The sequence below is a fragment of the Alkalicoccobacillus porphyridii genome (assembly GCF_007293315.1).
In the GTDB taxonomy this organism is placed as follows: domain Bacteria; phylum Bacillota; class Bacilli; order Bacillales; family Bacillaceae_D; genus Alkalicoccobacillus; species Alkalicoccobacillus porphyridii.
On the sequence record NZ_VLXZ01000007.1, the window covers coordinates 66,098 to 81,813 of the forward strand.

Annotated in this window: 14 protein-coding genes; 2 read left to right on the forward strand and 12 right to left on the reverse strand. The window is 41.3% G+C overall.

What is annotated here, in order from left to right; genetic code table 11:
• The first annotated feature begins 655 nt into the window (after positions 1 to 655).
• Positions 656 to 1,027, forward strand: coding sequence for a VOC family protein (locus FN960_RS12305; protein ID WP_143849034.1), 372 nt, complete (start codon positions 656 to 658; stop codon positions 1,025 to 1,027).
• On the opposite strand, the gene FN960_RS12310 is transcribed toward FN960_RS12305, so the two are convergent.
• The 12 genes from FN960_RS12310 to ctaG all read right to left on the reverse strand — a co-directional run bounded on the left by FN960_RS12310 (position 1,024) and on the right by ctaG (position 14,724).
• Positions 1,024 to 1,926: an NAD-dependent epimerase/dehydratase family protein gene (locus FN960_RS12310; protein WP_143849035.1), complete on the reverse strand. Its 903-nt coding sequence runs from the start codon at positions 1,924 to 1,926 to the stop codon at positions 1,024 to 1,026. The genes FN960_RS12305 and FN960_RS12310 overlap by 4 nt on opposite strands.
• A 56-nt stretch (positions 1,927 to 1,982) precedes the next feature.
• On the reverse strand, positions 1,983 to 2,726 hold the full coding sequence (locus FN960_RS12315; RefSeq protein ID WP_143849036.1) for a hypothetical protein: 744 nt from the start codon (positions 2,724 to 2,726) through the stop codon (positions 1,983 to 1,985).
• A 500-nt stretch (positions 2,727 to 3,226) separates the two neighbouring features.
• The gene (locus FN960_RS12320; RefSeq protein ID WP_185971028.1) at positions 3,227 to 3,412 is read right to left on the reverse strand and encodes a YjzC family protein; all 186 of its coding nucleotides are present in this window, start codon (positions 3,410 to 3,412) and stop codon (positions 3,227 to 3,229) included.
• 44 nt (positions 3,413 to 3,456) lie between these two features.
• Complete coding sequence (gene argF, locus FN960_RS12325) at positions 3,457 to 4,407, reverse strand: ornithine carbamoyltransferase (RefSeq protein WP_143849038.1); 951 nt, start codon at positions 4,405 to 4,407, stop codon at positions 3,457 to 3,459.
• A 19-nt stretch (positions 4,408 to 4,426) separates the two neighbouring features.
• Positions 4,427 to 7,570 carry a carbamoyl-phosphate synthase (glutamine-hydrolyzing) large subunit gene (gene carB, locus FN960_RS12330; RefSeq protein ID WP_143849039.1) on the reverse strand — a complete coding sequence of 1,048 codons (3,144 nt, stop codon included), beginning with the start codon at positions 7,568 to 7,570 and terminating at the stop codon, positions 4,427 to 4,429.
• Positions 7,563 to 8,645, reverse strand: a complete 1,083-nt coding sequence (locus tag FN960_RS12335) for a carbamoyl phosphate synthase small subunit (RefSeq protein ID WP_143849040.1) — start codon at positions 8,643 to 8,645, stop codon at positions 7,563 to 7,565. The genes carB and FN960_RS12335 overlap by 8 nt, the downstream gene beginning before the upstream one ends.
• Before the next feature lie 66 nt (positions 8,646 to 8,711).
• The gene (gene argD, locus FN960_RS12340) at positions 8,712 to 9,866 is read right to left on the reverse strand and encodes an acetylornithine transaminase (protein ID WP_143849041.1); all 1,155 of its coding nucleotides are present in this window, start codon (positions 9,864 to 9,866) and stop codon (positions 8,712 to 8,714) included.
• Between the two features lie 18 nt (positions 9,867 to 9,884).
• Positions 9,885 to 10,670, reverse strand: a complete 786-nt coding sequence (gene argB, locus FN960_RS12345; protein WP_143849042.1) for an acetylglutamate kinase — start codon at positions 10,668 to 10,670, stop codon at positions 9,885 to 9,887.
• Positions 10,671 to 10,688: 18 nt separating this feature from the next.
• Positions 10,689 to 11,924, reverse strand: a complete 1,236-nt coding sequence (gene argJ, locus FN960_RS12350) for a bifunctional glutamate N-acetyltransferase/amino-acid acetyltransferase ArgJ (RefSeq protein ID WP_143849043.1) — start codon at positions 11,922 to 11,924, stop codon at positions 10,689 to 10,691.
• Positions 11,925 to 11,940: 16 nt separating this feature from the next.
• On the reverse strand, positions 11,941 to 12,978 hold the full coding sequence (gene argC, locus FN960_RS12355) for an N-acetyl-gamma-glutamyl-phosphate reductase (RefSeq protein WP_143849044.1): 1,038 nt from the start codon (positions 12,976 to 12,978) through the stop codon (positions 11,941 to 11,943).
• Positions 12,979 to 13,199: 221 nt separating this feature from the next.
• Positions 13,200 to 13,796 (reverse strand): SCO family protein, encoded by a 597-nt coding sequence (locus FN960_RS12360; RefSeq protein ID WP_260681994.1) that lies wholly within the window; start codon positions 13,794 to 13,796, stop codon positions 13,200 to 13,202.
• A gap of 13 nt (positions 13,797 to 13,809) precedes the next feature.
• Positions 13,810 to 14,724: a cytochrome c oxidase assembly factor CtaG gene (ctaG, locus tag FN960_RS12365; protein WP_143849045.1), complete on the reverse strand. Its 915-nt coding sequence runs from the start codon at positions 14,722 to 14,724 to the stop codon at positions 13,810 to 13,812.
• A gap of 150 nt (positions 14,725 to 14,874) precedes the next feature.
• Between ctaG and FN960_RS12370 the strand changes: the two genes are divergently transcribed.
• A complete protein-coding gene (locus FN960_RS12370; protein ID WP_143849176.1) occupies positions 14,875 to 15,693 on the forward strand; it encodes a Cof-type HAD-IIB family hydrolase in 819 nt (272 codons plus the stop codon).
• Positions 15,694 to 15,716 lie beyond the last annotated feature (23 nt).

The window sequence follows — 15,716 nt, forward strand, 5'->3', positions numbered from 1 at the left end:
CTCATTTCTTTAGACAGGAATGATGGTCATTTGTCTGATCGGGAATAAGAGCGGAAGGAGAAAACGCAGACTCCTACGGAACAGAACGAGTCTGAAGACATTGAAGTGGCGCCCTTCCACTTCAAGGGCTGAGGCCGTTCCCGTGGAAAGCGAAGTTTTCTCCTGTAGCGGTGCAAATGTGCTCATTTCTAAATGACCTTTTCAGTGACCTCCTTTTTATTCCGCAGGTGTCGCCCCTCCTATTTTGTACGCTAGTTTTAGGTCGATATTACAATTAGTCCTTACATATTAATAAGCACTTGACCGAGCTTCAGATATAAGCATTTGATTCTTTTAAAGGCCCAAACGCTGATGTTGATCTAACATCAGCGTTTGGGCCTTCTTTGTTAAAACGGGAGAGGTAGGTTGGCTCCGCTTCGGAAATACACTTCGCTAGTTTATACATATATTCCTTCATTCATTTGTTCACTCAGTTTGTGATTCTGATTCGAGGACCTTAGTCTGAATGAGCTTTACGCTTCTCGTTATTCTTATATTTGGCTATTTTATACGATAATTTAGGTTATTTACTGATTCACTAAGCTATCTAATCAAAACCAATGCACCTTACTTCCAAGATCAGGTATACTTAAAGAAAGAAGAGGAGGAATGAAAAATGACTGAATACTTAGAATCCATACATCATGTTCAATTAGCTGCGCCGGTTGGTGGTGAAGAGAAAGCACGCCGGTTTTACAAAGACATCTTGGGGTTTACGGAAGTTGAAAAGCCCGCACAAATGCGAGCCAATGGTGGCTGCTGGTTTGAACAAGGAAGTATCTCTTTACATATTGGGATTGAAACACCTTTTGTCCCTGCAGAAAGAGCCCACCCTGCTCTTTATACTTCTCATTTAGAAGATCTTGCAGAGCGGCTTCAACAGTATCAAATTGACGTTGAGTTCGACACTCGTTATGAGGGCTATAAACGATTTTATGTGTACGACCCTTTTCGTAATCGCATTGAAATTTTACAACGAGAAAGCTAAACGTCTCGAAGCTTCTGCCATTGTTTTTCATGGTCTATCTGTAACTGAATTCCCTCTTCAATCGGCATCCTTGCTTCAAAGCCTAGCTGATTCTTAGCTTTATCGGGGCTGAGTGAAGATCTGGAATGAGTACGTTTTAATAAGTCTGCTTCAGCACCCAAAAGTTTAGCGCAAGTAAACCATCGCCCCTCTTCTCCAGAAGACAAATGATAAATCTCTGAAGTATCATTACTGTTTGCCGAGAGAATTAACCCAGCCACTGCATCCGTCACATAAAGCACATCCAAGGTGGAACGGTCCTGATAGATGTCTTGCTGTTTTCGAATAAGCTGACAAAACGTCATATCAGGTCGTTGCCATGGACCGTAGATTGTAGGCAATCTTACAATTTGATAATGGACACTGTTTGTTGGCGTTTGTTTTTTAATGTACTCTTCTACGTCCGCCTTAATTACTCCATATGGCGATACTGGTTGTAGGGGGGTATCTTCCGTTATAAGACCTGGCACATCTCCATATACCTCTACTGTTGATGGAAAAATGAATTTAGCATTCTCTTTCATCCCCTCACACAATTGCTGGACCCACATATTTGCCTGATGGATGGTTTGATGCTTCATCGGCCATTTGCTATCTTTTGAAACTGGGGATGCCATATGAAAAACAACGTCTGCTGATGATAAATGAGTTTTCAAACGAGAATCTATTTGGTCAAGATCCATATGAAAGAACTCAAAGAGCGCATTACGCCCCATTCTCATAAGCTTTTCTTCATGCTCCTGCTTCCATTCTTTTTGGTTTATATCTATACAGATTACCTCCACACCTTCTTCTAACAGGGCCTGACAAAGGTGATATCCGATAAAACCTAGTCCTCCGGTAACTACAGCTTTTTTCACGGCTCTTCTCCTTTACATCAATACATTTAACCCTCTTTCCGAATTTACAAAGAGGGTTACAGTACATGCTCATGCTTCTGAAAAAACAGTAACGTCGGCTCAACAATTGAATGAAATGGCCTAGTAGAGCTATATAATCTTAAAAAAACAAGCTGTTTTTTGCGTATTAATTCTTGTTCCAACCTTCGTGAATGAAAGGGTAACGGAAATCTTTTTTCATCCATACGATGAATGAGCAGTAGTGGTGGCCAAATTTTTTGGAATGAAGGTTCCACAATCTGTCTTGCCCACTGTGAGTGAATTCGTTCTGGTTTCATACCATAAGCAGTGGCAAGCTCATGCTTCATCTTCTTATAATAAAGTCTGTTTTGTTTCTCTAACTCATAATATGCTTCAATGTAAATGCACGGATTAAAAAATATCATCGAGCGAAATTGAATCTCATCGCGTCGAAGTAATTTTAAAGCTGCGATAGCTCCTGTACCTTCTGCAAATAGATGAATTTGTTTGTTTACTATCTCAGACTTTTGCAGAAGGTGAATAATCTGCTCAGAATGCATACAGGCTGCATCATTTCCCCAATGATTTGGAATGAGTTCGGATGTTAACACTGTGTAACCCCGCTTAAGAAGACTCTCAAGAAACACCCTTTTCTCAGGATGGTGCTCCCATATTGACGTTTCCTCCTCAACAGAATCATTCTGACCACTGATTAAAAATACAGCAAATCCATTTGGTTTATCAGGTATATACTTCACATTCCAGCGGTTATTTAGTTTGTAATAACGTGATACATACATCGTGCATTCTCCTAATCAATACAGTCACTGATATGGATAGCGTATGCACTAGTCCCTAGACTTGGACCATGATTCAAGCAAATTAGGTCACTATACGATAAGTCTATACTTTTGTGTAAATGACATCGATGTATAGAGATAAAGAAAGGCCATTGGTTTGTTTCTTCGGCTACCGCTACCGATAATGAGGGCACGCTTACCGCGGGAAGGTAATGAGCTAAATCGACGAAGTCGAGTTAGCTCATTAAACCTTTTCATCTGGGCCACTGAAAAAGTCATTTAAAAATGAGCTGAATGGCGCCGCTACAGGAGAAGCCGGAGACTCCTACTGAGGTGAACATAAGCCTAGTTATAAAGACTTCACCGACTTTACAAACTCATGCATTTACTGCCTCTATTTGGGTTTCATTTGTTTGTGTTCCTCATTATATGACTCCCCTTAACCAAATAGTATTAAAAAAAACTGTTACAAAGCTAAATGGCTTTGTAACAGTTTCAAGTTAAGGCTTACGCTTTGGTGTCCACTTACGATTGTGATTAGTTAATTCAGGAAATGTCTGACCTGCTTTTAATTGGATAGACTGCGGGTCATTCACCGTACTGCCCGTTTCCCCAATTTCAACGTAAATTCCATTATTCGGAGCTTTTTGTCCAGCAATGAATTGTCGACTTTGTCCCAAGGTAATCCCTCCCTTAGGATCTATTTTTCCCGCATTAAACTAGGATTTACTCAGCCAATTAATGCCGCAAGAATAGCCTGTTGTGCATGAAGTCGATTTTCCGCTTGATCGTACACGACGGAGTGGCTGCCATCTATTACTTCAGCCGTTACTTCCTCTCCACGATGAGCGGGGAGGCAATGTAAGAAGATATAATCCTCTTTGGCTTCTGAAAGCAGCTCCTCATTTACTTGATAAGCAGCTAAAGATTGTTCACGTAAGGACTGTTCTGTTTCAAAACCCATACTAGCCCACACGTCTGTGTAGACGACATCAGCATCTTTAGCTGCTGAATGTGCATCTGTTGTCTCTTCGATAATGGCTTCGGTCGTTAATGCAATTTCCTTTGCAAGTGCTACAATTTCTTGATCGGCCTTATGCTCAGATGGAGTAGCTAAGACAACATGCATTCCCATTTTTGCCCCTGCAATTAAAAGCGAATGCGCAACATTATTACCATCACCGAAATAGGCAAGCTTTAGACCTTTTAGGATCCCTTTTTGTTCCTGGATGGTTAATAAATCCGCTAATGCCTGGCATGGATGATATGCATCTGTGAGTGCATTGATGACTGGAACCGTAGCATAATGGGCAAACTCTTCAACGAGCTCATGAGAGTTTGTCCGAATCATAATGGCGTCTAAGTACCGAGATAAGACCTGAGCCGTATCTCTAACTGGTTCACCTCTACCAATTTGCAGATCACGTGGGCTCAGAAATAATGCATGTCCCCCCATTTGAGTAAGTCCAACTTCAAATGAAACACGTGTACGAGTAGAGGCATTCTCGAAAATCATGCCTAATGACTTCCCAGAAAGGACGCCTTGTTTTAATTCTGGATGTTCCTTATAGGTCTTTGCGCTATGAAGGAGCTGGTTAATTTCCTCGGAGCTGTACTCCAAAAATGATAAGAGGTGACGTCCTGTCATACTGGCAGGTGCGATTTCAGGTGAATGTGACATTTGGTGCTCCTTTCTTATTTTATGATACTGGGACTTGATCACTTTGCTTCCATTCTTGTAGAGAACGGACGGAAATAGCGTCAGCATTACGTCCCTTAAGCATGGCTTCAAGTGTATTTAATTCAGAAATGACGGTTAGTCTGTTTGCCAAGGCTGATATGCGAAGATCCTTGCCATTTTTAAATCCTGGTTTAGGTAAGCTGATTAAGGCAATGGCATCCTTAGTGAGCAGCCAATTGTCAAAGTCAGTGTCCACTAAGCGAAAGCCGTGCTCACTAAGCAGTTGCTTATAAGGTGTAACTACCTCTTGATAGTCATCATGGATATCTAGGTAAATAGAGCCTTCTTGTTTATACAAGGCTGGCACCTGACCCTGTGCCCAGGCAAAGGCTTTGTGATAGGCTTCAGGCAGTGAATGACTTATGCTAATTAGTTCACCTGTTGATTTCATTTCTGCTTCAAGCAATGGATCAAGGGCTGAAAGCTTTTGATAAGAGAACACAGGGGCTTTAACTGTGTAGAATGAATTTTCTTTTGCAACTCCTGCTTCAAGCCCTGCTTCAGACAATGTTGCACCCATTAACAGCTTTACAGTGCTATCAATTAATGATACTCCACTAACTTTGCTAAAAATGGGCACGGTTCTTGAGGCACGAGGGTTTATCTCGATGACATATAAGATTTCCTGATGATAAACAAACTGGATATTAAATATGCCTTTAAAGTCCATGCCTTTTGCTATTTGTTTTGTATAGTTTAAAACCGTTTCCTTCACTTGAGTTGAAAGTGAGAATGGAGGAGTAACGGCCAGGCTGTCTCCCGAGTGAACACCGGCTTTCTCAATATGTTCAAAGATTCCTGCTATATACACATCTTCTCCATCCGTCAGCACATCAACTTCTAATTCCTTCCCAGGATAGTAGGCGTCAAGCAAGAGTGGATATAACACCGTTTCGTTTTCATTTAAATAAGCCGCTAGCTCTTCCTCTGACGTGCAAATTCGCATGCCTTGACCACCAATAACATAGGAAGGACGGATTAACACAGGGTAACCGATAGCTTTAGCTTCCTGAAACAACTCTGATTCATTGTGAGCCGTAATACCAGGTATATGTGGCACTTCAACTTTATTCATGAATTCATAAAATCGTCCACGATCCTCTAATTGGTCAATGGTATCAAAGCTCGTTCCATATACGTGGACACCTGCTGCTTCCAGTCCTTCAAGTAATGAGATAGCTGTTTGACCGCCTAGCTGAATAACCACTCCTTCAACCTGTTCTAGCTCCACAACGGAAAGAACATCTTCCACAGTTAGCGGTTCAAAGTAGAGACGATCAGCTGTTACATAATCGGTACTCACGGTTTCTGGATTATTATTCATGATGATCGTTTCGTAGCCTAAATTGCGCAAGCTATAGGCCCCGTGTACGGAACAATAGTCAAACTCAATTCCTTGCCCAATTCTTATAGGTCCTGATCCAAGAATAAGTACTTTCTTGTTGTCACTCGGGATCGCCTCATTCTCACCATCCCAACTCGAGTAGTAATAAGCTGTCGATGCAGCGAACTCACCAGCACAGGTGTCAACCATTTTATATGAAGGTGATAAGCCATGTGCTTTTCTAAGAGCTCTTACATCTTGTTCACTTGCTTTCCAGTATTCAGCAAGTATCAAATCGGTGAATCCCAACTTTTTAAAATGAAGCAGCTCTGCTTTACTAACTGCTTCAATACTGGTTGCTTGGATGAGCTTCTCTGCATGAGTAAGATTCTCGTAAGCACTTAAAAAATATGAATTAATCCCAGTAGCTGAATGAAGCTGTTCTTTTGTTACACCGCGACGTAGTAATTCAAGCATTGCGAAAAATCTCCTGTCATCTGGCTGTGTGACAACCTGCCATAGCTGTTCAGTTGACCAAGACTTCATAGAAACAAGCTTTAACCCTTGAGTTTTTAACTCCAGTGAGCGGACTGCTTTTTGCAGTGCAGCCTCTAAATGACGTTCAATTGCCATCACTTCACCCGTGGCCTTCATTTGAGTACCAAGTAAGCGATCCGCTTGCGTAAACTTATCAAAAGGCCATCTAGGAAATTTAACAACAACATAATCTAAAGCAGGTTCAAAGCTAGCATACGTATGACCTGTTACTGGATTCTTTAATTCATGCAGCAAATAGCCGATACTGAGCTTTGCTGCCATTCTAGCTATTGGGTACCCAGTCGCCTTGGAAGCAAGCGCCGAAGAACGGCTCACCCGTGGGTTTACTTCAATTAAATAATATTGCTTACTATTTGGATCTAGTGCAAATTGGATGTTACAGCCCCCAACAATTCCTAACGCCCGGATAATCTTAACGGATACTGAACGAAGCATCTGATATTCAACATCTGTTAGCGTCTGGGAAGGTGCAACCACAATCGAATCCCCCGTATGAATTCCAACAGGATCGATGTTCTCCATATTACACACCGTAATGCATGTATCATTTGCGTCTCGCATAACCTCGTACTCAATTTCTTTAAAGCCAGCGATGCTTTTTTCAATTAAACATTGATTAATGGGACTTAAATCTAAACCCCCAGATACAATTTGAAGAAGATGCCCTTCATCCTTGGCAATGCCACCTCCAGCTCCACCTAATGTATAGGCCGGGCGGACAATAATTGGATAACCAACCTTCTCAGCAAAAACAATGGCTTCATTTGCCGTTGTCACAATCTCACTTTCAGGAACAGGCTCATTTAATTCATTCATTAATGAACGGAATAAATCTCTATCCTCTCCCTTTTTTATGGAGTCAATTGGAGTACCAAGAAGATCCACGTTATTTGCGGCAAGAATCCCGGAGTCATGAAGCTCTAAAGCTAGATTAAGTCCTGTTTGACCTCCTAACGTGGCCAGCAATCCATCTGGTTTCTCCTTTTTGATAATAGCTTCAATGCTCGCCACAGTGAGTGGTTCAAAATAGACGACATCTGCACATGCTTCATCGGTCATAACTGTCGCAGGGTTATTGTTCGCAAGAATGACTCTAATACCTTCTTCTCTTAATGCCATGCAGGCTTGAGTACCTGCGTAATCAAACTCCGCAGCCTGACCAATCACAATTGGACCTGATCCAATGACGAGTACTGACTGCAGGTCTCCCTTCTTATACATACAAGCTCTCTCTCCCTTGACTCATCATCTCATTAAATAGTGTAAATAGCTCTGCACTGTCGCTTGGTCCTGGATGTGCCTCCGGATGAAACTGAACAGAAAGAATCGGCAGCGTTTGGTGTTCTAGCCCTTCTATAGACCCATCATTTATATTGTAAAACCTAGCAGTTAATGAAGTGTTAATTAAGGATGCTTCGTTCACTACATAGCTGTGATTTTGTGATGTCATATAAACCTTATGCGTTTGACGATCAATGACTGGTTGATTGGCTCCCCGGTGGCCGAAGTTTAGCTTCTCTGTGTCACCACCAAAGGCTAGAGCTAATAGCTGATGTCCAAGACAAATACCAAGTGTAGGATACGTTTCAGCTAACTTTTTAATGGTTGGTAGAAACTGTTCAAGCTGCTTAGGGTTACCTGGTCCATTTGATAACAGGATTCCGTCAGGTTTTAGTTCGTTTATTTTTTTGTAGGAGGTATCATAAGGTACAACCGAAACTCTATGACCCAGTGCTAGCAATTCACTTAAAATTGATTTTTTGTATCCATAATCCATTAATACAATATGATGAGCCCCTAATCCATACGTCTCAATTGATTGAACAGATACTGAAGGCACAATCTCTTGTTCTCCCAAAGGTTTAGAGTGACTAAAGTTGACCGCCACAGGATTTGTGGTCAGAACCGCCCTCATGTCCCCGTGCTTACGAATTCTTTTTACAATCGCTCGTGTGTCCACTCCCGTTACATATGGAATCCCCGCATGGCTGAGGCAGCTAGCAAGAGGTTGATTCGATTCATAATGATGACCTGTACCGTTTAACTCACTAATGAGTAACGCCTCTGCCTGGGGCTCGATGCTTTCATAATCAGAAGGATTAATCCCATAATTTCCAATTAACGGATACGTAAACACGACCATTTGTCCTTTAAAGGAAGGGTCACTCAATACTTCCTGATAGCCAGTCATGCCTGTAAAAAAAACGATTTCTGCGTGTATTTCTTGATCTTGTTCTACTCCGTGTAGCACACCTTCAAACTGTTCGCCGGTTTCAAGTACGACGTAGCCCTTCATGATGGCCCTCCCTTTCGAAATGTATATTTACTCTTCATTTCGTTTATTTATTCATCTGATGGCATATTAAACTGCCGCTGTCTTTTGATCGACAACCTGTGCCAATATATCTGCTGCTTGTTTAAGCTCTTCATTCGTTACAACGAGTGGAGGCAAGAGTCTAATGACATTTGGTCCAGCCTGTAGAACCAATAATCCTCTCTCTCTCGCTTGTGTAATAAATTCAGCAACCGGTTCATGGCATTCAATACCAGCCATTAAACCAAGAATTCGAATGTCCTTGACACTCTTTTTGCCTTGAAGTGATTGGTGAAGATAGGTTTGAAACACTTCAGCTTTCTCTTGCACCTGCTGAAGAAATTGATCCTCAAAAACGGTTTCGAGGACTGCCTTTACTACAGCCATCGCTAATGGGTTGCCTCCAAAGGTTGATCCATGGCTACCTGGCTGAAATGCTGGCTGAAGAAAGTCCTTTCCAATCATCGCGCCAACTGGAAAACCATTCCCTAGTCCCTTTGCTACAGTGATAATGTCTGGTGATAGATCAAAATGCTGATAACCAAATGGCTTCCCTGTTCGACCAATTCCGGTTTGCACCTCATCAACAATTAAAAGAATATGATATTCCTTACAAAGGGCTTGAAGCTGCTGTGCAAATTCAGGCTCTATTATTCGAACTCCACCTTCTCCTTGGACCACTTCAATCATAATCGCGGCCGTATCAGCTGATATTTGTTCTTTAACTGACTCAATATCATTAAAGGTTGCATAGCTAAAGCTTTGTAACATCGTCCCAAAGCCCTCATGAATTTTAGACTGACCTGTCGCCGCCATGCTTCCAAGTGTTCTACCATGGAAGGAATTCTTTAAACTAATGATGTGATTTTTTCCAGAATGCTTTCTTGCCAGCTTTATCGCCGCTTCATTTGCCTCTGTTCCACTATTACAAAAGAAAACATAATCTCCACTGCTTTGCTCAGCAAGCATGGCTGCAGCTTGTTCCTGTCCTTCAATCTGGAATAAGTTAGATACATGCCATAATGATTCTGCTTGCGTAGTAAGAGCTTCTATTACTTTTGGATGACAATGCCCAAGATTACAAACCGCTATTCCTCCAACAAAATCAAGGTAGGTGGCTCCATTCGTATCTTTTAATGTCGCTCCTTTTCCCGATTTTGCGCTTAACTCCCATCTTTGATAGGTTGGAAACAATGAACTCATAGGATCCCTGCTCTCTTTTTATGAAACAGATTCAATGGTTGCCTGCTTCGTAATTTTTGTACCCTTTAACCCTTTTCCTGCCGCAAATAATGCATGTTTGCCATTAACAATTCGTACAAACGGTAATGATCCATTTAAACTTTTAAGAGCTGCGCGAACCTTTGGAATCATTCCCCCGTATATTACTCCTTGGTCTATATACTGATGAACCTCATGATCCGTCACGTGATCTAGAGCATTTCCGTCCTTTAAGATTCCGTCTACATCTGTTACAAATACGAGTTCTTCAGCATCTAATCCCTCAGCGATCGCACCTGCTGCAGTATCCGCGTTCACATTGTAGTGAATACCATCCTCATCAACGCCAATTGGCGCAATAATTGGAATTAGGTCTTGTTCAATGAGTGAGTGGATGAGGTCTGTGTGTACAGATATCGGTTCCCCAACAAATCCAAGCTTATCAAGGTCCACAGGACGAACCATAAGAAGGTTTGCGTCACATCCTGCTAATCCAACTGCTAATCCAGCACTATCCTGAGTCCGCTTCACAAGCTTTTTGTTAACTCTTCCACAGAGCACCATCTCAACGGTTTCTAGCACATCTGTTGTGGTCTTCCTTAGTCCTTCAACAAATTCACTCTTGATAGAAAGTTGCTCAAGCATTCGATTAATATCTGGACCCCCACCATGAACCAGAACGGGATGTTTGCCTTCTTGCTTTAGTTGCACAATACTGTGAAAAAAAGCATCCGATAGGTCACTTAACGTACTTCCACCACATTTAATCACTACAATCCCTGACATTATTGCACCCCCTTTTGTTTAAGTACGATATCCCGCGTTAATACGAACGTAGTCATAGGTTAAATCACAGCCCCATGCTTTTCCTTCACCATGTGCAATATTTAGATTCACATGAATGATGATTGTATCTTTATTTGTCATATACGCCGTTGCTTGCTCCTCTGAAAATTCAACAGGTTGACTGTTCTTTAAGGTCAATAGATCTCCTATAGCAATATCAATGGAATCTGGATCGAGCGTACACTCACTATAGCCAATGGCACAAATAATTCTGCCCCAGTTGGCATCCTTTCCATAGATTGCTGATTTTACAAGGTCAGAGCCAACAATTTGTTTGGCTACCTTTCCTGCCTCTTCATCGTTTAGAGCTCCAACAACTTGTACTTCTATTAGCTTAGTAGCTCCCTCGCCGTCTCTGGCTATTTGCTTAGAGAGAGATTCACAAGCAAGCTTTAATGCTTCATAAAAGGCTTCCCAGTCAGGATGTTCAGGTGATAACGTTTGGTTACCCGCTAATCCTGAAGCCATTACAACCGCCATATCATTTGTAGATGTATCACCGTCTACTGTAATCCGATTAAACGTCTGATTTGTTATGGATGATAAAGCTTTTTGCAAAACGTCAGATTCAATTACAGCATCCGTTGTAACAAAGGAAAGCATCGTCGCCATGTTTGGGTGAATCATACCGGATCCTTTGGCAACACCTCCCACTGAGACGGTTTTCCCATCAACTGTTGTTTGAAAGCAGGTCTGCTTCGTTGTTGTATCTGTTGTTAAGATAGCTTCATTAAAATCAACCGCTGCACCGGCTTCATTGTTTGGATTCAATAACGTAATTCCTGCTTTCACTTTATCAATGGCCAAATATTCTCCGATCACTCCAGTTGATGTCACAGCAACTAGATGTGGATCAAGACCAAATTGTTCAGCGGAGGCTTGGCGCATCGTATAAGCGTCTTGCAGCCCTCTCTCACCAGTACAAGCATTGGCATTGGCACTGTTCACAACCAATGCTTGAATTTTGTGATCCACTGCAATGGATTCCTGTGTCACCTTTAAGGGTGCAGCCTGAATTTGATTTAATGTATAAACAGCTGCTACATTTGCTGGTACCTCACATAAAATAACCCCAAGATCTTTTCTTTTTTTCTTTAATCCTGCGTGGATCCCAGTCGCTTTAAATCCTTCTGGTGTCAAAATAGACCCGTCTTCTACTAACTCCACATATGTTGATTGCTTTGTCATCTCCATCTTTAAAAACTCCCCTTTATGGATAAACAGGGGTGAAATTCAACCCTGTTTTTTCATCCCAGCCATTCATAATATTCATGTTTTGAATTGCCTGACCCGCTGCTCCCTTTACCATATTATCTATAACAGATACCACTGTTAATCTTCCCGTTCGCTCATCATACGATAAACCAATATCACAGTAGTTACTACCATATACTTCTTTTGTTGCTGGAAAGCTATGGTTATTTCTTGCTCTTACGAATGGTTTGTTGTCATATGCTTCATTGTATAGATCAGCTATTTGTTCGACAGTGAGCTGCTTATTCAGCTGAAGATACATGGTAGCCATAATTCCTCGGACCATCGGAACTAAATGGGGTTGGAATGTAATAGCACCCATGTTGCTATTCCATATGGAAAGCTGCTGCTCGATTTCAGGTGTATGCTTGTGAGTATTGACTTGATAGATCTTAAAGTTCTCATTCATTTCGCTAAAATGAGTAACCATTGTCGCCGATCGTCCCGCACCAGACGTACCTGTTTTCGCATCAATTATTACTGAGCGCGTATCTACTACATCCTGTTGAATAAGAGGTGCAAGACCTAATAAAACCGCAGTAGGATAGCATCCTGGATTGGAAATAATAGACGCTGAGCGAATCGCTTCTTCATTCCACTCACTTAATCCATATACGGCCTGATGAATGGTTTCTGCTTGTGCGGAAGGGCGCTTATACCATGCAGAGTAAACGTCTGGATCTTTTAATCTCAAATCACCTGATAGATCAATGACCTTGGCACCCGCTTCCCTAACCTCCTGAGTATGTTCAGCTGAAACGCCCGGTGGTGTCGCCATAAATACTAAATCCGATTGGCTACCAGCGTCCTTTGAATTAAACGGTTGTAACGTATTATCGTACACTGTTTTTAAGTGTGGGTACGTTTCATCAATATGTACACCATCCTTAGATGATGTATATAAGTGAATATTTTTCACTTCGGGATGATTGTTTAATAGACGCAGAAGCTCTGCTCCACCATATCCCGTTGCCCCTACAATACCAATTCTCATCTAGCTCCCGCTCCGTTTCTATATCTCTATGATTTTCTCTTGTGTTTCATTATAAATATGAATAAAAATAAATTCAACTGTATTTTTATTTTATTTTCAACTTAATCTATTCTTTTCTTTTACACGCAAATAAAAAAGAGTGTAACCCAATTATCGTGAATCGGGTTACGCTCTTTTGCCAACAAACGTTTATTATTTATTCAAAAATCATGTATAATTATTTATTTTATCGTGTCCTTCAGATCCTGAACGATAGCTGTTTGATCGGTTTCTAAGCCATCATATTTTCTAATGATTGTTCCTTCGTCATCTACTAGAAAAAATGCCGTTACATGAAGGATATCTGAACCATCTTCTACTTTCTGTACAGGAGATTTAAAGGTTTCAAGCGAAAAGGTCTCAATCTCTTCCTGCTCGTAACCCGTGGCAAAGGTCCAAGAGTTATAGTCTACCCCTAGATTAGTCCCATATTGCTTTAATAGCTCTGGTGAATCTGTTTCAGGGTCCACTGTAAAGGACACAAATTGGAGTGGGATCCCTTCGTCTATGGCTGTCGCCTGCAGGTTCTGCATGTTTGGAGACATTATTGGACAGATTTCTGGACAAGAGGTGAATACCATATTTGCTAGCCAATACCCTCCTTCAAAGTCATTTGTTTGTTGCTCTTCCCCTTCTTGATTCAAGAATTCGAGTTCAGTAACCTCCATACCTGCAGCACTAATATCAAAATTCTCTTCATCTTCTCCATCTATAGCATACATCCAACTGCATCCACCCAAGAACAGTAGCATACAGCTGAAAATAATAGACCTAGTCACTTTCATCTCTCCCTTAATGCGTTGTAGGAACGTCACTTATAGTCACTGCACCCTCTTGCTGCTTTTCTTTACGTAACCATTGTTTAAATACATAGCCAATTGTAATACCATAAACAATTTCCTGCATGATCTTCATAAGAACTCCAGCGAGCTGTTGATCCATTCTAGCGTCTAGAAGATTAAATGTTGCTGGACCGTTAAATAATCCCATAGGTATTTCCGAACCTGCGGGCAGACAATATGACATAACATTAGCCCAAACCAGCGGGTCTGTATATGTAGCATACATCGTTTCTGGTGCAAATATAATGAGTGCACATGCAGGTGTAATTAAGATTCCGTTTGCAAAGATATACCCAATTCTTCGTAGGTCTGACAAACGATACGCACTCGGAAGTGGGGCTAACATATGCCACCACATTAATACAGCAGCAAAGAGTAAAGCATACTGATAGAAGCTATGTAACACAGGTGATTGCATCAGACTGTCAAACATAAAAGGGACATGATAGAATGAAAAGAGGCCATTAAATAGAAAAAGCGCTAAAATCGGGTTACCGATTAAACGAATAACTGGCTGAAGTCCCTTTTTCTTAAGGTAGGCTGACATTTGTTCAAGTAGCCATGTAGGGATACCTAATAACAACAAAGGTACGGCTACAAAATAAGCCAAAACCATTTGCAGCATATGAATACTCATGATCATATGACCTGTTAAATAGAACGGACTGCCCCAGCCACCATAAAGTGCAAGCAGACCTAAGCCAAAATACAATTTATGGCGTAGTTTGGTGTGCTTATCAACTGCGACACGCTTTTTTTCTATATGAATTAGCCACCCATACAAAATAGCTAGAATAACAATACCTACTAACAGTTCCGGTGTCCATAATGCACGAAACCCGAACGATGTCCACACTGACTCCACGAGGTTCTCCTCCTTACTGACGGGCATCTCTCATCCCGCTTAAAAGCCATTTGTTTTCTACACTATACCACAAATGAAAGCGTACTAGCAGGTAGGGATTTGGCACAATTACGTGAACTTATAAGTGTATTGAACAGAAAGGAATTACTTATGACCACTAAACATCTCATTGCATTGGACCTTGATGGGACATTGCTAACCGACAATAAACAAATTTCTAATCGCTCTAAACGAGCAATTGCCGAAGCAAAAGCAGAAGGCCACTTCGTAGCGATCTCAACAGGAAGACCAGTGAGAGCTTCTATTCAGTATTATCGGGAATTAGCTTTAAATACCCCGATGGTTAATTTTAATGGGGCCTTTGTTCATCATCCAGACGAACCTGCCTTTGGAGCCTTTCACACTCCTCTTGACCTTAAGACCGCTAAAACCGTCATTGAAACCTGCGAGGCTTTTAATGTGAGTAACATTATGGTTGAGGTTATTGATGACTTTTATTTAAGATATCAGGATGAATTATTTGTAGAGGCCTTTACTGCAGGACGTGATCCCCTGGAATATGGTGATTTATTAAGGTTAATAAAGGACAATCCAACCTCTGTATTAATTCACCCTCAAGAGAATCAAAGTGAAGCATTACGAGACCTTCTTGATCAATCACATGCAGAAGTCATTGAACAACGAGTTTGGGGAGCACCTTGGAGTATTATTGAGGTTATTCGTGCAGGAGTAAATAAAGCAGTCGGATTAAAGCGCATTGCTGATTATTATGGTGTTCCACGTGAACGAATTATTGCATTCGGAGACGAAGATAATGATCTCGAAATGATTGAATACGCTGGTAAGGGCATTGCCATGGGTAACGCTATCCCTGAGTTAAAAACCACTGCCAACTTTGTGACTGGAACAAATGAAGAGGATGGCATAGCAGACTATCTTGAGGAAGTGCTGAACCTGACCATAAAGTAATACCGTGACTTATGGTCTTTCTA